This is a genomic window from Aliihoeflea sp. PC F10.4, assembly GCF_054612275.1.
The window spans coordinates 1,535,209-1,552,409 of record NZ_JBTSWH010000001.1; the positions used below are offsets into that span (position 1 = coordinate 1,535,209).

The following is a 17,201-nucleotide window of genomic DNA, read 5'->3' on the forward strand; positions in this document are numbered from 1 at the left end:
AGGATCGTCACGACTCGATTGTAAGCCCTTCGCAGGTGGTGACAATACGGCTGGGGATCACGTCGACGACAATATTTTTCAGCCCTGCCAACGGCAAAGAAAAAGGCCGCGCATACGCACGGCCTCCCGCTGTCCGGAGACTTGTTGAAAGCCGTCTTTACCGTACTTTTGCGCCGAGCATTTCAAAAGGCTTGTAAACCTCCTTCGCCATGTCGGCGTAGAGTTCGCCCATGCGCGTCGTCTGGCTGACGAAGCTTTCATAGGCCTGCTTGGCGAAGTCCATCTGGACCTGCGCGGCGCTTTCGGGTGACTTTACCTGAAAAAGCTTTTCGACCGCCGAATTCGACTGCTCGAAGGACCGGCGCGAAAATTCCGTCGCTTCGACGGCGATCGCCTGCATGTTCTTCGAAACTGAAGCGAAGCTCCTGAGGCCCGTATCGGTTATCTCGTTGCCCAGCTTGCCGGCATCCTCGAACGATTGAATCATGAAACAGAGAACCTTCCGATTGCTATGCGCGAAAATGCTGCGCCGCCAAACATTATCTTGCAACGCACAATCGGTCAAATTTCGGTCGGATGGACGCTGACAAGTCTCCGATTGAGCCGAAATTATGAACGAAGCGGTTACCATAAACGGATCGGTAACTTCCGGGCGATAATCCTAGGGCAATGTAAAGCTCGCCAGAATGCGACCAACAAAATCTGTAAGGGTATAGTTGTGCGTCAGTCGTTCGTCGGAATGCGTCCGCATCATCAGGCCATCTTCAAGGCCTTCGTTTCCTTCCTCGCAGCGCTTGCCCTGCTTGCCGGCCTCGCCGGCCCAGCATCGGCCAATCCGCTCTACGCAGCCTATGTCATGGATGCCAAGACCGGGCAGGTGCTGTTTTCACGCAACGGAGACGCGCAGCGCTTCCCTGCCTCTCTGACCAAGATGATGACCCTCTATATGCTTTTCGAGGCGATGGAGTCCGGTCGCGTGGCCAAGTCGACGCCGATCCCGATCAGCGCGAAAGCGGCCGCCGAACCCCCGACAAAGATCGGCCTGCGTGCTGGCTCGACGATCACGGCGGAGAATGCGATCTATTCGCTCGTCACCCGGTCCGCGAACGACATCGCCACAGCGATCGGCGAATTCCTTGGCGGTTCGGAGCAGAACTTCGCGCGACTGACGACGACGAAAGCGCGCCAGCTCGGCATGAACTCGACAACCTTCCAGAACGCGCACGGCCTGCCCAACAACAAGCAGGTGACGACGGCGCGCGACATGGCGATCCTCGGCATCGCGTTGCGCGAGCACTTCCCGCAATACTACTCGTATTTCAGCACGCGCGAATTCACGCTCGGCAAGCAGAAGTTCGGCAACCACAACCGCGTTCTTGGTCGCGTGCGTGGCGCTGATGGGATCAAGACAGGCTACATCCGTTCGTCCGGCTTCAACCTCGTTTCATCCGTTCAGGACGATGGCCGCTCGATCGTCGCCGTCGTCATGGGTGGTCGTTCAGCCCGTACCCGTGATGACCATATGGTCGAACTGGTCCGCGAGCATCTGCCTCGTGCATCGCGCGGCGGCAAGCAGATGCTGGTTGCCCGTGGGGCTGCAAGCCAGATCGTCGCCGCTGCCGCTTCGCCGCAGCAGCTTCCTCAGACCATCGATGCGCCGCAGTTCCGCCCGGCGATGTCGGCCGAGGCTGCGCCGTTGGAACTCGCGCTTGCTCCGACATCGACCCCGCAGCCGGCCGTGCCCCAGGTCGTTCCCATGCCGGCGTCTGTCCCCGTCGCACCGGCATCAGGTGCTCGTGACGAAGTCGCCGAACGAATCCAGATGGCGTTTGCTGGATCGGTGCCTTCATCGCGCCCAACGCCGCCCGCTCCCATCCCTTCGCAGTCCGTGCCGGCGGCGCTGAACGCGATCAAGGAGCAGGCCAGAGTCGATCCGGTGCAGACGGCTTCCACGCAGGCAAGCGGCTGGGTGATTCAGGTTGCCTCGATGCCATCCGAGACCGAAGCGAACTCGTTCCTGGCCTCGGCCAAGTCGCGTGCTTCGAATGTGCTCGGCGGCGCCGAACCCTTCACCGAAACATTCCAGCACAACGGCCAGACCTATTACCGCGCCCGTTTCTCCGGCTTCTCCAACAAGGATCAGGCATGGAACGCGTGCGGCTCGCTGAAGAACTACAACATCGCCTGCTACGCGGTGCAGATGTAATTTCGAGTTCCCGTTCTCCGGGATTTGTAAACGTGTCGAAGGAGAATCAGCCGTGAGTGGACAGCAAAACGTCCTTGGCTTCATTGATCCGCGCGGCCAGGAAGGAACTGCCGCCAAGGTCGGGATGAAGCCTTTGCATAAGGCGGCGATGGGCCTTGCGGATGTCCGCCGCGCTGGCACCCGCTTCAAGACCAAGGACCTGGTAGGCCTCCTGCTTGGTCATGGGGCCAGAAGCTGGCGCGCCAGCTTCCCCGCCGCCGATGTCCGACTGCGGGTGCTCGCGCCAGAGGGGCAGTCGGCCGTCAAGATACGCCTCAAGTAGCTGGCGACTTTCGCCGTCGCCTTCAAGCTCGGCGTGGAGTTCGAAGAGTTGCTCCTCGCTGAGGTTGGCCAGCGGAATGCCATCGAAGCGGCCTGCCAGAACGACGCCGTCCAGTTCGCCGCTGGCATGGTCGAGCTCCATTTCCAGAGCGGCGGTTCGTACGTGCGATCTCTTCCCCGGCGACGGGCGCGCGTTACGGCGAACACGCCCTGCGCCGTACCAGCCTACGGCTCCCGACAGCGCCATGCCGCCAATGCCGACACGGCCGATCAAAATCATTCCCAGACCGAAGATGCCGAGGACGATCGGGCCGACGAGTCTAAGGCTTGTCGCGATCTTGGCCGCGTCTGCCTTCAAGAACACGAAAAGAAGCCCGAGAGCGACGAGAGTTCCGATCAGCGCAGACGCCATGATCAGGACTGGCCGCGCATGTTCTGGATAAGCAATCGATCTTCCTTCTTGCCTCGCGCATCGAGCGCCGCATATCCGCCCGACGCATAGACCGCAATGGCCGACAGCAGTCCGGCGAGTGTGGAAGCCGCGTTTCGATCGAAACGAAACCATGCGCCGCGTGTCAGACGAGCGACTTCCCTGAAGGCAGTTTCCGCGCTTGCGTCGTGCCCTTCCTGAAAAATGAAGACCGGCACGCCTTTGAGCCCGAGCCTGCCCGCCTTGTCGGCCAGATCGTCGATCTCTTCTTCCATCGCATCGCCGATATAGACGAGCGCGTCGACCTTCCGGCTGTCGGTTTCCTTCAGCGCGTGGGCCAGAACTTTGCTTATCTGCGTGTGACCGCCTCGGCAGTCGATCTTGACCATCAGGTCCTTCAACCGCGCGGTATCGTCAACGAATTGCGACGATCGGCATTCGCCAAACCCACGGAAGTAGACAAGCTGAACTTCAAGGCGACCGGTCTTGCCCACCGCATCGAACATGTCTGCCTGAAGCGTGCAGGCAAGGTCCCATGTCGGCTGGCGGCTCATCGTCGCGTCGAGCGCGAGAATCAGCCGGCCTTTCCGTGCACCGGGCGCGCGTGTCTCGGCAAGCGCCCTCGCCTGCTTCAAAAACGCAGAAACCGCATCGGGATCGCTCCGCTCCGCCGGTGTGTTCGTCGTCGTCTTGATCGGGGTCTTGTCGCTCATTTCAGAAAAATGAGGTTCGGAAGCGAACAAGGCAAGGTGTGGCGTTTCAAAGAAGGCCGAGGTCGGCCAGTTCACGGCGAAGCTCCGGCGGCATTTCGTGCATGGCCGATCCGCCGCCGATGTCTGCCGGCGCGTCCTCGGGACGCAGATATCGCCAGCCCTGGAATGGCCGGCGCGGCTGCCAGTTGGTCGGCGTCAATTCGCTGTCGAGAACCAGTTGGCAACGCCCGACGCCGTCGCTGTCGGTGAAGGGACGCACGTCGATCAATTTTTGACGACATTGAACGCCGCCCTTTATCACCCAGTAGAGCGATCCGCCGTCCAGCAGGTCGTCGACGCGCTTCGGCACCATACGTGTCGTGTGAAAATGCTCGACGGGCTGCCCCGCCGCCCGCATGCGCGCGCCACGTTCATCGATCCAGGATTGGAGGTCCTCGATCGAATCGCAGCCCACGCACAGCTTCAGGATGTTCAATGCCATCGGTGTAGTTAGGCGCTTCATCGCGGCAACTCAAAGGCCGGGAGCGCGTCTGTCCACAGGATCAGCACTCGACGACGTTGACGGCAAGACCGCCGAGGCTCGTTTCCTTGTATTTGTCGTTCATGTCGAGGCCGGTCTGGCGCATGGTCTCGATTGCTGCGTCGAGCGGCACGAAATGCTTGCCGTCGCCCTTGATTGCAAGCGATGCGGCCGTCACCGCCTTGACCGCACCCAGCGCATTGCGCTCGATGCACGGCACCTGAACGAGGCCGGCGACGGGGTCGCAGGTCATGCCCAGATGATGTTCGAGCGCGATTTCGGCGGCATTCTCGATTTGCTCGGGCGTTCCGCCGAGAACGGCCGCAAGCCCTGCTGCGGCCATCGCCGACGCCGAGCCGACTTCACCCTGGCATCCGACTTCTGCGCCGGAGATCGACGCGTTGTGCTTGACGATCCCGCCGATGGCCGCCGCCGTCAGAAGAAAATCGCGAATGCCGGCCTGATCGGCCTCCGGGTGAAAATGCAGCCAGTAGCGCATGACAGCTGGCATGACACCGGCGGCACCGTTCGTCGGCGCTGTTACGACACGTCCACCCGCAGCATTCTCCTCATTGACGGCCATTGCATAGACGGAGAGCCAATCATTGGCGAGCAATGGGTTCGGGCGGTTCTGACGCCACTGTTCCTGTAACGTGTCGTGCAGATGGCGCGCACGGCGGCGGACCTTCAGGCCGCCCGGCATGATGCCGTCCTGGCTCAGTCCGCGCTCGATGCAGCCGCGCATCGCGTCCCAAATCGAATCGAGACCTGCATCGAGTTCGCTGCGCGACTGGCGCGTTTCCTCATTGGCGCGTTTCATTTCGGTGATTGATTTGCCTGATGCTGCCGCCATCTGCAGCATCTCGTTCGCATTGCGGAACGGGTAAGGCACTTCGCTCGCCGTGCCTTCCGGTCCGCGCGCAGCCAGCCGCTGCAACTCCTCTTCCGAAACGACGAAACCACCGCCGATCGAATAGTAGACGCGCTTCAAAAGGAGCCGGTCGTCTTTGTCGTAAGCATAGAACGCCATGCCGTTCGCATGTCCGGGCAAAGGCTGCTTTCGGTCCATGACGAGATCCGTCGCCGGATCGAAGCGATACGCGGGATGCCCGCGTGGCGTAACGGTTTTTTCGGTGGCGACCTTTTCGATCGCAGCGTCCATGCTGTCCGGATTCACCGTTTGCGGCGTCTCGCCTGTCAGCCCCAGGATGACCGCGCGATCCGTGCCGTGCCCAATGCCGGTGAAGGCGAGCGAGCCATGAAGGCTGACCGCCAACCGGTCAACAGAGGCCCCGGCAGGGCGTGGCCAGTCACCGCCCGATATCTCATCGAGGAACCTTGCCGCAGCCGACATCGGACCCATCGTGTGGGAACTCGACGGTCCGATCCCGATCTTGAAGAGGTCGAATACTGACAGGAACATTTAAACTCCACGCGGTTGCGGCGCGATCATCGCTCAACGGTCGACATGAAACCAGACGCCGTCCGACGTTACATAATCAGCGCGCGACATTGCGGAAATGAAAAAGGCCGCGGGATATGCCCCGCGGCCTCGAGTTTCTACGGCAGAACCTGCCATTTAAGGATCGTGTCTTGAGATCAGCCGGCGGCGAGAGTGACCGCGGCGTCCGCACCGGCTCCACCGACCAACCAGGCCAGAAGGAGAATACCGGCGAAACCGATCACTGCCTTGGCGGTTACGCCCCAGCAGGATCTCTGAACGCTATCGTCCATTTAATTCCCGTTTGATGATTATCGTTTGCCTTCGTCCCCGAAACGCATCGCGTTTTTTCGCTTCGGCGTTCAAACCGGTAGACGTCTTCGGCGCGCCTTGCAATGCACAATCGTGGCGAATTCGTGACGTAAGCAGATGTTCAACCATTCTTAACGGACTGGATTTTAATAAAATCCGTCACTTAGATTGAAATTCACGGTGAGAATTCAGTAACGGCTTTGGCGAAAGCATGGCGCGCGGCAGGCAGTGAAATATCCTAGTATGTGCGCATGATGCTCGATTCCATCCTCCACGATCCGCTCGACATAATCGCGCTCGTCTATTTCCTCGTCGGCTGGGTTCTGTTCGCCCACTCGACGCAGGGACGCCTTTCACGCCCCACGCTCACCTCATTGATGAACACGCAGCGGGAACGCTGGATACGCACGATGGCGCGGCGCGATTTACGAATGATCGACACGAATATCATGATGGGATTGCAGCAGGGCACTGCGTTTTTCGCCTCGTCGTCACTGATCGCGCTTGGCGGCTGTTTCGCGCTGCTGGGTTCCAGCGACCGCGTCGTGGCTGTGATCGGGGACCTGCCGGCTACGGACGAGGTTGCGGGGCCTGCTTTCGAAGCGAAAATTCTCGGCCTTGCAGCGATCCTGGCCTACGCGTTCTTCAAGTTCGGCTGGGCGTATCGCATCTTCAACTATTGCTCGATCCTCATCGGCGCGGTTCCTATGCGCGAAGATTATGTTGCAAGCGACGACGAATTCGAGACGGCCGTGATGCGCGCGGCACGCATGAACCAGCTTGGCGGCAAGCATTTCAATGCCGGCCTGCGTGCGATATTCTTCGCGCTTGGCTATCTGGGCTGGTTTCTTGGACCATGGGCGTTCATCGCCACGACGACCTGCACGCTCTTCGTTCTCGTCCGGCGTCAGTTTTTCTCCGCCGCGCGGCAGGCCCTGCTCGATTAGGGTAACAGCCGATCGGTGCGGCCGGTCAGCCGATAGGCGACCAGACCGATCCATTCGCGGATCGCGATCGTCGTGATGTGCAGGTTCGTAATCGCATTGCTTTGGGCAAGGCCAAGCCTTTCCGTGCCGGCGGTTCGATAATCCGTCGGCCATGACGTTACGTCGAAGCCTGCTTTTTGAAAGAGCAGAACGGAACGCGGCATATGGAAGGCCGACGTTACCAGAAGCCAAGTCTGGCCGGCTTGCGGATCGATCATGTCGCGCGTGAAGCGTGCATTCTCGTCGGTGTTGCGGGAACTGTTCTCAAGCACGAACCGCGCGGGATCGACGCCGAGTGCGGCGAGAAGCCGAGGCGCAGTGTCCGCGTCGCCCTCGCCGTCCAGAATCATCGAGCCGCTGCCACCAGTGATCACGACCGGAACGTTCGGATAGCGATTGGCCAGGATGGCAGTCTCCACGAAGCGATCGCCACTCGCGTTCAGTTCGTACCCTCCGCGCGCCAGATTGACCGCGCCCTCGAAACCGCCGCCAAGAACGATGATGCCGTCAATCGTTGCGGGCGCCGGATCGGGGCGTGCGAAGCGATCTTCGAGCGGATGCATCGCCAAAGCGCCCAGCGAAGTCCACGTGGAAAGCGCAATAACCACGAAAGCGATCGTGAAGGTCGCCCCGGCCAGTCGCGTCCAGTGTAAGAAAAGCAGGACCAGTCCTGCTCCGACAAGAATTCCCGTCAGATTAAGCGGGTGAGCGAATAGCCAGAATATCTTGGAAAGATAGAAAAACATCCGCTGCCCGCCCTATGCGTCACCACCATTTCGTCGGTTCGAAACGACCTGCGGCCTGCTCGATGACATGCGCCGTACGGAAAAGCGTCTCTTCCTCGAACGGACGGCCGATGAGCTGAAGGCCGAGCGGAAGTCCCTTGGAATCGAGACCGGCGGGAACGGCAATACCCGGCAATCCGGCCATGTTGACCGTTACCGTGAAGATGTCGTTCAGATACATCTTCACTGGGTCTGACGCCATCTCCTGATCTGCGATGCCGAAGGCGGCGGACGGTGTCGCGGGCGTCAGGATCGTGTCGACCCCAGCCGCAAACACGTCCTCGAAATCCTTCTTGATCAAAGTGCGCACCTTTTGCGCCTGCAGATAGTAGGCGTCGTAGTAACCCGCCGAAAGAACATAGGTACCGATCATGATGCGGCGCTTCACCTCGCGGCCAAACCCGGCGGCGCGGGTCTGCTCGTACATATCGGTGATGTCCTTGCCCGGCACGCGCAACCCGTAGCGTACGCCATCATAGCGGGCGAGGTTGGACGACGCTTCGGCCGGCGCGACGATGTAATAGGCTGGCAGCGCATATTTCGTATGCGGCAGCGAGATGTCGACGATCTCCGCGCCCGCATCTTTCAGCCAGGCGATGCCCTGTTGCCAGAGCGTCTCGATCTCGCCGGGCATGCCGTCCATGCGGTATTCTTTCGGAATGCCAACGCGCATGCCCTTGATCGACTGGCCGATCGCCGCCTCGTAGTCAGGAACGGGCAGGTTCACCGATGTCGTGTCCTTGTCGTCGACGGACGCCATCGACTTCAAGAGGATCGCCGCATCGCGCACGTCGCGTGCGATCGGTCCGGCTTGATCGAGCGAAGACGCAAAGGCGACGACACCCCAGCGCGAGCAGCGCCCGTATGTGGGCTTGATCCCGACCGTGCCGGTAAAGGCGGCGGGCTGTCTGATCGAACCGCCGGTATCCGTCGCGGTCGCGCCGGCGCAAAGCCACGCGGCGACGGCCGATGCCGAGCCGCCGGACGAGCCGCCGGGAACGAGGTCGACATTCGAACCCTTCGCGCGCCAAGGATTCTTGACGGGTCCGTAGTAGCTTGTCTCGTTGGACGAGCCCATGGCGAACTCGTCCATGTTGAGCTTGCCGAGCATGACGGCGCCGTCCGCCCACAGATTGGCCGTGACGGTCGATTCATAGCGCGGCTCGAATCCGTCGAGGATGTGGCTGCCGGCTTGCGTGTGCACGCCTTCAGTGCCGAACAGATCCTTGATGCCGAGCGGAATGCCCTCGAGATCGCCATTCTTGCCGGCGGCGAGGTTCTCGTCAGCCTGCGCGGCCATCTTGCGGGCCTGATCGGGCGTGACCTTCACATAGGCATTGAGTTCGCCGTTCGCCGCGTCGATCGCGCCAAGATAGGCGTCCGTCAGTTCGAGCGCGGTGAAGTCCTTTGCGCGCAACCTAGCGCGGGCTTCGGATATCGTCAGTCGGGTCAGGTCGGTCATTGGGCAAGCTTCTTTTCGTAGAAACGGGAAAAGCCGGAATCGGGATAATCGAGAACGGCACCGCATTGCGTATATCCGCCGCGCTCGTAGACGCGCCAAGCTTCCTCGAAGCCAGGTGCTTCGCCGGTTTCGAGGACGAGGCGCGGCAAGCGGTTTTCGAGCGCCAACGCTTCGACGCGCTGGAGAAGCGCGGAGCCGATACCCTGTCCACGCACCTTGGGCAGCGTGTACATGCGTTTGACCTCGCCGAGTTCGGCGTCGTGAACCTTCAGTGAAGCCATGCCGACAGCCTCGCCGGCATCGTCACGGGCGACAAAGACGGTTACGCCCGGCTCGGCCATCTGCTCGACGGTCAACTGGAACTGGAATTGCGGCGGGCTTAGCGGCTGCATGTAGGCGTTGAGTTCGGAGACGAGCCGGCGCACATCGTCCTGAAGCGGGCTTTCATGCGCGATCGAGACCGGCATGGCTATTCGATCACTTTGGGAACGAGGAAGAAGTTTTCGTCGGATGCAGGCGCGTTGGCGACGATGTCGGCAGCCTTGCTGCCGTCCGTCACAGCGTCGACCCGCTTCTTCATCTCCATCGGCGTGACAGACGTCATAGGTTCGACGCCCGAAACGTCCACTTCGCCCAATTGCTCGACGAACCCCAATATAGCGTTGAGTTCGCTGGTCATGCGCTCGGCTTCGTCATCGGTGACGGCGATGCGCGACAAGCGCGCGACACGGCGAACAGTGGCGATATCGACGGACATTGGGTCTCCGCAACGAGCGTGAACAAAGAACAAGCCCGCGCTATAAAGGCGCGGGCCTTGCCGTGCAACACGCAGGAGCCGCTTCGTTCAGATTTCGAAGGCTTCGCCGATCTTAGGCACGACGACTTTGCCAGACGTGCCTTTCATGCCTTCGGCGAACTTGTCCGCATTCTGGTCGATGATCGGGAACGTGCCATAATGGCAGGGAACGGTCGTCTCGAACTTGAAGAAGCGGTGACAGGCCATCGCGGCGACCGCACCGCCCATCGTGAAACGGTCGCCGATTGGAACGAGCCCGACCTGCGGCTGATGTAATTCGTTGATCAGGGCCATATCGCCGAAGATGTCCGTATCGCCCATGTGATAGACGGATTTGCCGTCTGGAAAATGCAGCACGAGACCGTTCGGGTTGCCGAGATAGACATTGCCGCCGTCGTCCTTCGTCCAGGACGAAGAATGTTTCGCATCGACGAAGGTCGTCGTGAAACTCCCGCAGTCAACCGTGCCGCCGTGGTTGCCAGGATTGAGCTTGTCGCCGGCGACACCCTGCCCACCCAGATAGCTGGCGATCTCGGCGTTCGCGACCAGCATCGCACCCGTCTTCTTCAGGATCGGCAGCGCATCTCCCAGATGATCGTTATGGCCATGGGTGAGGAGGACATGCGTTACGCCTTCGGCTGGCCCCTCCCATCCGTCTTCCCAGGAAGGATTGCCGCTCAGGAACGGATCGATGAGGATGTTTGCGTCGCCGGTTTCAATTTTGAACGCCGAATGCCCGTACCATGTGAGCTTCATGTCGATCCTCTCTTCGCTTTTCGGTGCGACAAAGGATAGGACGCGGCCAATGATTGTCAAAGACGACGGATTACGAAATGAACCTGATCGATCTGGACCGACTGGCTGAACTGTCCGAGGGCAAACCGATTGCCGGGCTGGACCTTGGAACGAAGACGATCGGCATCGCCGTGTCGGATCGCGGGCACAGTTTCGCCCATCCTCGTCCCGTCATCATGCGCAGGAAGTTCTCGCAGGACGGCGCGGCGCTCATCGACCAGTTGACGAAAGACGGTGTGGTGGCGGTCGCCATCGGCTGGCCGATCAACATGGACGGCTCCGAAGGGCCACGCGCGCAGGCCACTAAGGCTTTTGTACGCAACATGGCAAGGTTGACGGCCCTGCCCTTTATGCTCTGGGACGAGCGGCTTTCGACCGTTGCGGCCGAACGCGCGCTACTGGAAATGGACGTGTCGCGGGCAAAGCGCGAACAGCGCATCGATTCGGCCGCCGCTGCCTTTATCCTGCAGGGCGTTCTTGACCGGCTTCATGGATTGCAACCGGACGACCTTCCCGGCGTCGACGCACCCACTCCCTGATCTGCTTGCGTCTTCGAAAGGCGAAGATCGCGAAAATCAGGCCCGTATCGACGATGCTCGCCCGGATAATCAGAGGCGGCAGGGTCGCGGGATCGACTCCGAGTATGTTTCCGTAAATCTCGAAGACGTGGTCGTGCAGCAGCCGGCTCAGCATCAGATAGCCGAAATGCATGTCGTTGTAAGAAAGGTAGTACCAGCCCCAGAAGAGGCCCATCGGCAACGCCCAGAAAAGCAGGATGTATTTCATCGCATGTGATCCCCGCGCATCGCCTGGCGCGTCATCCGGCTGAGCCTGGCATTGGTCGCCGCCAGGATTGCCAGACGGCGGGCGGACGCCCGGCTGTTATCGTTTGCGCCGACCATTTGCCGGGAAACGGCGCGTTCGGACTGCATGATCAGATGGCTGACGAGCAGAGCGGCAAATTGCAGGGCGTAGAGTTGCAAAGCCGCGATATCCGCGAAGCTCGTGAGTGCACCGATGGTCGTCGCCATCAAACCTGCCCCGATCGCGATCTTGCACACGTCGCCCTGCCCGGCTGCCTCGCTGTCGCTCTGCAAAAGCACAGAAACGAAGGCCCAGAAGAATGCGAGCGCCGCCAGAAACTGAGCGGCGACGGCGATGATTGGCAATGCCATGTCCGTCAGGCTTGCACCATTGGCGAGCAGACCGCTGTCTGCACGAGCCAGACTGGCTACGCACAATATCGCAGCCCAGTGAAACGCTATGATGATTGTCAGCGCGCGACGCATCGAATCCCTTTCTTAACCATAAGGGAAACTGGACTTCGCACTCCTTAACGGCAAACGAAACCTTCCATTAAGGTTAACGCCCGCCGATTGACGGTTTATCTATCGGCAACCGAGCGCTATGGCAGATGGCCTTGCCTCTTAATCCTTCCTGCGCCGACAATTTCCGGTTTCCCAGCTCCATGATCGCGATATTCGAAAGCACGCTGCCCATCTTTCTGCTCATAGCGCTTGGGATGGTCCTGCGCCGTACACCGATCATCGACCAGCAGGTGTGGCCGGGCCTCGAACAGATATCCTACTGGATTCTCTATCCGGCGCTCCTCTTTAGTTCGATCTACAACGCCGATTTCTCCAGTCTCGAAATCGACAGCATGCTCGTCGCGCTTTTGATGACGCTGGCGTTTATGACGGTGGTGGTCGGCGGCATGTGGCCTGTTCTGAGAAAAACAGGGCTTGTCAAAAAGAGCGAGTATTCATCCGTTTTTCAAACCGCATTGCGGTGGAACGGCTTCATGGCACTGGCGATCGCGCAGGAACTTTTTCCGCCGGAGGGATCGGCGGTGGTTGCGCTCGTCATGGCGGTCATCATCATTCCGCTCAACATCATGTCCGTAATCGTGGTCACGCGCTTCGCCAGCGCCGAGGTCAACTGGCGGCGGATCGGTATATCCGTTCTCATAAATCCGTTGATTGTCGCCTGCGCGCTGGCCATTGCAATCAAGGCCACGCCATTTGGCATCTACGGACCGGTCAACGAAACCATGCGACTTGTGGCAAACGCGGCGCTGGGCATGAGCCTTTTGACCATCGGCGCTGGCCTGCGCGTGGGTGATCTGGCGTCACTGCGCTTCGCAATCTGGCTTCCGGTCGCCATCAAACTCCTGCTCTTTCCGCTGGTTCTTGTCGCGTTCGGACTGGTGATGGGACTTCAGGGCGAGCAATTGCTGTATCTGTCATTATGCGCAGCGGTGCCGACCGCGATGAACGGTTATTTTCTCGCGCGCCAGCTTGGCGGTGACGCAGAACTCTATGCTGCGTCGACCACCATCCAGACGGCGTTGTCTTTCCTGACGATCCCTCTCGTCCTCGCCGTGACCGCTCAGTTGAGCTCGGGATAAAGGGAATCTACGATCATGCGCGCGTCGTATCTGGCGTCGAGCATTCCGTAAGTGGTGCGCCACTGGCCGCCGAGGCGCGTTTCGGCGAAGGCGTCGGCGATCTGTCCTGCGCCCAGCCGGCGCAGTTCCGCTGCCGCTGCCGCAAGCGCAAGCTGTTCGGTAAGGATGCGCGCCGAACCCTCGTCATTGATGGCAACGTCCATCGCAGCGCGCAGAACCTGCGTCGTGCCGGGACCACTCGCGCCCAGTTCCTTTTCTATCGATGCCAGAACGTCCTCGAACGGGCCGACACCGTGGCGAAGCACGCGCAGGACATCGAGCGCCATCACGTTGCCCGAGCCCTCCCAGATCGCATTGACCGGCACTTCGCGATACTGCCGCGCAAGCGTTCCTTCCTCGACATAGCCGTTGCCGCCGAGGCATTCCATCGCCTCGTAGAGCAATGCCGGTGCGATCTTGCAGGTCCAGTATTTGACGACCGGGGTCATAGCGCGGGCGAAAGCCGCCTCCGTGCGGTCGTTCGCTGCCTCGTCGAAAGCGCGGGCAAGCCGCAGCGAAAGCGCGGTCGCGGCCGCCACGTCCAGCGCCATGTCCGCAAGCACGCGCTGCATCAACGGCTGATCGATCAAAGGCGCACCGAACACATGGCGGTGGCGCGTATGATGCACTGCCTCGGCCAGCCCGGCTCGCATGATGCCAGAATTGCCGAGCGCGCAGTCAAGCCGCGTCAGCGTCACCATATCCATGATGGTTTTGATACCCGCGCCCGGCTCGCCGACAATCTCGCCGATCGCTCCGTTGAACTCGACCTCGGACGAAGCGTTCGAGCGGTTGCCGAGTTTGTCTTTCAGGCGCTGAAATTCCAGTCCGTTGGCGGAACCATCACTGAGCACACGCGGGACGAGGAAACAGGAAAGCCCCTCGGGTGCCAGAGCCAGAACCAGAAACGCATCGCTCATCGGCGCGGACATGAACCATTTGTGGCCGGTCAGCCGATAAAAGCCCGTTCCCACGCGCTCGGCCTTCGTCGTGTTGGTCCGTACATCCGTGCCGCCCTGCTTCTCGGTCATGCCCATGCCGATCGTCAGGCCGGTCTTTTCCACGGGCGGTTTCGAAGCCTGGTCGTATTTGCGAGTCGTGACGCGTGGTGCCCATTCGCGGAAAAGCTTCGGGCTTGCCATCAGCGCCGCAAGCGCCGCACTCGTCATGGTGATCGGGCAAAGATGGCCGCATTCCAACCCGGCAGTCATGTGAAAGCGGGCGGCTCGCACCTGATGGCGCTTGCCTTTCTCCGATTCGTTATTTTCCCAGATCGACGAATGAATGCCGAGCGAGACCGAGCGGCGCATCAGGGCGTGGTAAGCTGGATGAAACTCGACCTGATCGAGCCGCCGCCCCTGCCGGTCGTGCGTACGCAGTTTAGGCATTTCGGTATTGGCGAGGCGAGCGAGGTCAAGCGCCTCGCCATTGCGAACGAATTTGCCGAGAAGGTCGAGATCCTTGCGCGCCGTGTCGGAAAAGCTTTCGCCAAGCTGCATCAGGAGCGGGTCGGAGCGCCAGGCGTTCGATCCCGCGATAGGCGGCGTCTGGTTCGTAACCTCGTGGTTCACTTGTCGTCCTTCCCGAATCCTCGAATCCGCCGTCTCAGGCGCTTCATCCGATCAAAGCACGCCCGCCCCGTCGATGAAAATCCCGGGGAGGAAATTTGTCGTGAGACGGCACTCGCTTGCGGGGCGCGCGCAGCTTGCCTATAGGAAGCGCCTGACATGACAGCGCAAGCGCCCTTCCCGCCCTACCCTCATCGCCATCTGCTTGGCATCAAGGGGCTGTCGCCTCTCGATATTGAAAACTTGCTCGACCGCGCCGAAGCGGCCGTCGCCATTTCGCGCGGTGCCGACAAGAAGCGCGCGACATTGCGCGGGCGAACGCAGATCAACCTTTTCTTCGAAGCGTCGACGCGCACGCAAGCTTCGTTCGAATTGGCCGGCAAAAGGCTCGGCGCAGACGTGATGAACATGTCCGTCGCAAGTTCGTCCGTGAAAAAGGGCGAGACGCTGATCGACACGGCGATGACGCTCAACGCCATGCGACCGGATATTCTTATCATCCGGCACTCGGCTGCGGGCGCGGCCGCGCTTTTGGCGCAGAAGGTCGGCTGCGCGGTCGTCAATGCGGGCGACGGCGCGCACGAGCATCCGACGCAGGCACTGCTCGACGCACTCACCATCCGCCGCACAAAGGGACGAATCGCAGGACTGACCGTCGCGATCTGCGGCGATGTCCTGCACAGTCGTGTTGCCCGATCCAACATCGTGCTCTTGAACGCGCTCGGTGCGCGGGTGCGGGTCGCCGCACCGTCGACGCTTTTGCCGAGCGGCATCGAACAAATGGGCGTCGAGCGCTTCGCGCGGCTGGAAGACGCTGTCTCGGGTGCCGACGTTGTCATGATGCTACGCCTTCAGCGCGAGCGCATGGCCGGCGCGTTCGTGCCGTCCGTGCGGGAGTATTTCCGCTATCACGGCCTCGACCAAGCCAAGCTCGCCCATGCGAAAACCGATGCGCTCGTCATGCATCCCGGCCCGATGAACCGCGGCGTCGAGATCGCGTCGGCCATTGCCGACGGCCCGCAAAGCGTTATTCAGGAACAGGTCGAGATGGGGGTCGCGGTGCGCATGGCCGTCATGGAAGCGCTGCTCGAAGGAAAAAACTTTTGAAGCCGATCATTCTCAAGGGCGGACGGATCATCGATCCGTCGCGCAGCCTCGACGAGACCGGCACCGTCGTCATTCTCGATGGAAAGATCGCCGAAGCGGGCGCGTCCGCGCTCAATCAAGGTACGCCCGATGGAGCGGCAATCGTCGATTGCGCGGGTCTGACGATCATCCCCGGCCTGATCGATACGAGCGTTCATATCGGCGAACCTGGCGCGGAACACCGTGAGACCATCGCGTCAGCGAGTGCAGCAGCGGCAGCGGGCGGCGTCACGACCATCGCCATGATGCCCGACACTGATCCCGTGATCGACGATGTGTCGCTGGTCGAGTTCGTGCTGCGCACGGCTCGCGACACAGCGAGCGTCAATATCGTGCCGACGGGAGCGGTCACGAAGGGTTTGCACGGCGTCGAAATGACCGAGTTCGGCCTTTTGAAGCAGGCCGGCGCGGCGTTCTTCACAGAGGGACGCGAGACCATCCACAACGCGCTCGTCATGCGCCGCGCCCTCACCTATGCGCGCGATTTTGGCGCGGTGATCGCGCATGCGACGCAGGATCGGGACCTCGCCTCGTCGGGCGTGATGAATGAAGGCCTTTTTGCAAGCTGGCTCGGCCTGCCCGGAAGTCCGCGCGAAGCGGAAGCCATTCCGCTCGAGCGCGACCTGATGCTTGCGCGGTTGACCGGCGGTCTCTACCACGCCGCCAGAATTTCGGCCGCTATGTCGGCCCGCGCGATCCGCCGCGCCAAGGATGACGGCGCGAACGTCACCGCTGGTATTTCGATCAACAATCTGGCACTGAACGAAAACGATATCGGCGAGTACCGCACCTTCTTCCGTCTGTCGCCACCCTTGCGCGCCGAAGACGACCGGCTCGCCATGATCGAGGCGCTGCGTGACGGGACGATCGACATCGTCACGTCGGCGCATGACCCGCAGGACGTCGACACCAAGCGCCTTCCTTTCGCGGAAGCTGCGAGCGGGGCGATCGGCCTCGAAACGCTGCTCGCCGTCGCGCTGCGGCTGCACCACAATGGCGATGTTGGGCTGATGCGCCTCGTCGAGGTGCTGTCAACGAACCCTGCGAAACGCTTCGGAATAGAAGGCGGTACGTTGCGCGCCGGTGCATCGGCGGATATTGCAATTGTCGATCTCGACGCACCGTGGGTGGTCAATGAGGCCGAAATCGTCTCGCTTTCGAAGAATACCTCTTTTGAAGGCGCACGATTGCAGGGCTGCGTGATGCGTACGCTGGTTGCAGGCCGAACAGTCTTCGCGCATGAATGATTCCGGGGAGTCCGCCCCTTCAGATTT

20 protein-coding genes are annotated in these 17,201 nt (G+C 61.0%); 6 read left to right on the forward strand and 14 right to left on the reverse strand.

Features of this window, described 5'->3' with window-relative positions; translation table 11 throughout:
* Positions 1-157: 157 nt before the first annotated feature.
* Positions 158-487 carry a phasin family protein gene (locus ACX82Z_RS07670; RefSeq protein ID WP_459587750.1) on the reverse strand — a complete coding sequence of 110 codons (330 nt, stop codon included), beginning with the start codon at positions 485-487 and terminating at the stop codon, positions 158-160.
* Positions 488-718: 231 nt separating this feature from the next.
* On the opposite strand from ACX82Z_RS07670, the gene ACX82Z_RS07675 reads away from it, so the two are divergent.
* Positions 719-2,206, forward strand: a complete 1,488-nt coding sequence (locus tag ACX82Z_RS07675; protein ID WP_459587752.1) for a serine hydrolase — start codon at positions 719-721, stop codon at positions 2,204-2,206.
* A 46-nt stretch (positions 2,207-2,252) separates the two neighbouring features.
* Here ACX82Z_RS07675 and ACX82Z_RS07680 read toward each other — a convergent pair whose 3' ends face one another.
* The 5 genes from ACX82Z_RS07680 to ACX82Z_RS07700 all read right to left on the reverse strand — a co-directional run bounded on the left by ACX82Z_RS07680 (position 2,253) and on the right by ACX82Z_RS07700 (position 5,924).
* Positions 2,253-2,939 carry a DnaJ domain-containing protein gene (locus ACX82Z_RS07680; RefSeq protein ID WP_459587753.1) on the reverse strand — a complete coding sequence of 229 codons (687 nt, stop codon included), beginning with the start codon at positions 2,937-2,939 and terminating at the stop codon, positions 2,253-2,255.
* Positions 2,940-2,941: 2 nt separating this feature from the next.
* Positions 2,942-3,670 carry a VWA domain-containing protein gene (locus ACX82Z_RS07685; RefSeq protein WP_459587754.1) on the reverse strand — a complete coding sequence of 243 codons (729 nt, stop codon included), beginning with the start codon at positions 3,668-3,670 and terminating at the stop codon, positions 2,942-2,944.
* A 46-nt stretch (positions 3,671-3,716) separates the two neighbouring features.
* Entirely contained in the window at positions 3,717-4,151 is a 435-nt protein-coding gene (locus ACX82Z_RS07690; RefSeq protein ID WP_459911668.1) for a DUF1489 family protein, read from the reverse strand.
* A gap of 61 nt (positions 4,152-4,212) precedes the next feature.
* A complete protein-coding gene (locus tag ACX82Z_RS07695; protein WP_459587757.1) occupies positions 4,213-5,613 on the reverse strand; it encodes an L-serine ammonia-lyase in 1,401 nt (466 codons plus the stop codon).
* Positions 5,614-5,789: 176 nt separating this feature from the next.
* Complete coding sequence (locus tag ACX82Z_RS07700; protein WP_459587759.1) at positions 5,790-5,924, reverse strand: hypothetical protein; 135 nt, start codon at positions 5,922-5,924, stop codon at positions 5,790-5,792.
* Positions 5,925-6,197: 273 nt separating this feature from the next.
* On the opposite strand from ACX82Z_RS07700, the gene ACX82Z_RS07705 reads away from it, so the two are divergent.
* Complete coding sequence (locus tag ACX82Z_RS07705) at positions 6,198-6,890, forward strand: DUF599 domain-containing protein (RefSeq protein WP_459911669.1); 693 nt, start codon at positions 6,198-6,200, stop codon at positions 6,888-6,890.
* Here ACX82Z_RS07705 and ACX82Z_RS07710 read toward each other — a convergent pair.
* From ACX82Z_RS07710 to ACX82Z_RS07730, 5 genes are all read right to left on the reverse strand, one after another.
* Positions 6,887-7,675, reverse strand: coding sequence for a YdcF family protein (locus tag ACX82Z_RS07710; protein WP_459587761.1), 789 nt, complete (start codon positions 7,673-7,675; stop codon positions 6,887-6,889). The genes ACX82Z_RS07705 and ACX82Z_RS07710 overlap by 4 nt on opposite strands.
* Before the next feature lie 19 nt (positions 7,676-7,694).
* Positions 7,695-9,176: an Asp-tRNA(Asn)/Glu-tRNA(Gln) amidotransferase subunit GatA gene (gene gatA / locus ACX82Z_RS07715; protein ID WP_459587763.1), complete on the reverse strand. Its 1,482-nt coding sequence runs from the start codon at positions 9,174-9,176 to the stop codon at positions 7,695-7,697.
* Positions 9,173-9,643: a GNAT family N-acetyltransferase gene (locus ACX82Z_RS07720; RefSeq protein WP_459587765.1), complete on the reverse strand. Its 471-nt coding sequence runs from the start codon at positions 9,641-9,643 to the stop codon at positions 9,173-9,175. Before ACX82Z_RS07720 ends, gatA begins: the two co-directional genes overlap by 4 nt.
* 2 nt (positions 9,644-9,645) lie before the next feature.
* The gene (gene gatC, locus ACX82Z_RS07725) at positions 9,646-9,933 is read right to left on the reverse strand and encodes an Asp-tRNA(Asn)/Glu-tRNA(Gln) amidotransferase subunit GatC (protein ID WP_459587767.1); all 288 of its coding nucleotides are present in this window, start codon (positions 9,931-9,933) and stop codon (positions 9,646-9,648) included.
* Between the two features lie 87 nt (positions 9,934-10,020).
* The gene (locus tag ACX82Z_RS07730) at positions 10,021-10,728 is read right to left on the reverse strand and encodes a metal-dependent hydrolase (RefSeq protein ID WP_459587769.1); all 708 of its coding nucleotides are present in this window, start codon (positions 10,726-10,728) and stop codon (positions 10,021-10,023) included.
* A gap of 77 nt (positions 10,729-10,805) precedes the next feature.
* Between ACX82Z_RS07730 and ruvX the strand changes: the two genes are divergently transcribed.
* On the forward strand, positions 10,806-11,306 hold the full coding sequence (gene ruvX, locus ACX82Z_RS07735; RefSeq protein ID WP_459587771.1) for a Holliday junction resolvase RuvX: 501 nt from the start codon (positions 10,806-10,808) through the stop codon (positions 11,304-11,306).
* On the opposite strand, the gene ACX82Z_RS07740 is transcribed toward ruvX, so the two are convergent.
* Together ACX82Z_RS07740 and ACX82Z_RS07745 are read right to left on the reverse strand one after the other, a co-directional pair.
* Positions 11,227-11,553 carry a DUF6105 family protein gene (locus tag ACX82Z_RS07740; RefSeq protein WP_459587773.1) on the reverse strand — a complete coding sequence of 109 codons (327 nt, stop codon included), beginning with the start codon at positions 11,551-11,553 and terminating at the stop codon, positions 11,227-11,229. The two genes, ruvX and ACX82Z_RS07740, sit on opposite strands and share 80 nt — an antisense overlap.
* Positions 11,550-12,056, reverse strand: a complete 507-nt coding sequence (locus ACX82Z_RS07745) for a hypothetical protein (protein WP_459587775.1) — start codon at positions 12,054-12,056, stop codon at positions 11,550-11,552. The genes ACX82Z_RS07740 and ACX82Z_RS07745 overlap by 4 nt, the downstream gene beginning before the upstream one ends.
* A 179-nt stretch (positions 12,057-12,235) precedes the next feature.
* Between ACX82Z_RS07745 and ACX82Z_RS07750 the strand changes: the two genes are divergently transcribed.
* Positions 12,236-13,174, forward strand: a complete 939-nt coding sequence (locus ACX82Z_RS07750; RefSeq protein WP_459587777.1) for an AEC family transporter — start codon at positions 12,236-12,238, stop codon at positions 13,172-13,174.
* On the opposite strand, the gene ACX82Z_RS07755 is transcribed toward ACX82Z_RS07750, so the two are convergent.
* On the reverse strand, positions 13,156-14,784 hold the full coding sequence (locus ACX82Z_RS07755) for an acyl-CoA dehydrogenase family protein (RefSeq protein WP_459587779.1): 1,629 nt from the start codon (positions 14,782-14,784) through the stop codon (positions 13,156-13,158). The two genes, ACX82Z_RS07750 and ACX82Z_RS07755, sit on opposite strands and share 19 nt — an antisense overlap.
* Before the next feature lie 156 nt (positions 14,785-14,940).
* On the opposite strand from ACX82Z_RS07755, the gene ACX82Z_RS07760 reads away from it, so the two are divergent.
* Both ACX82Z_RS07760 and ACX82Z_RS07765 read left to right on the forward strand, forming a co-directional pair.
* Positions 14,941-15,888, forward strand: a complete 948-nt coding sequence (locus ACX82Z_RS07760) for an aspartate carbamoyltransferase catalytic subunit (protein ID WP_459587780.1) — start codon at positions 14,941-14,943, stop codon at positions 15,886-15,888.
* Complete coding sequence (locus ACX82Z_RS07765) at positions 15,885-17,174, forward strand: dihydroorotase (protein WP_459587782.1); 1,290 nt, start codon at positions 15,885-15,887, stop codon at positions 17,172-17,174. The genes ACX82Z_RS07760 and ACX82Z_RS07765 overlap by 4 nt, the downstream gene beginning before the upstream one ends.
* Positions 17,175-17,201: the final 27 nt, after the last annotated feature.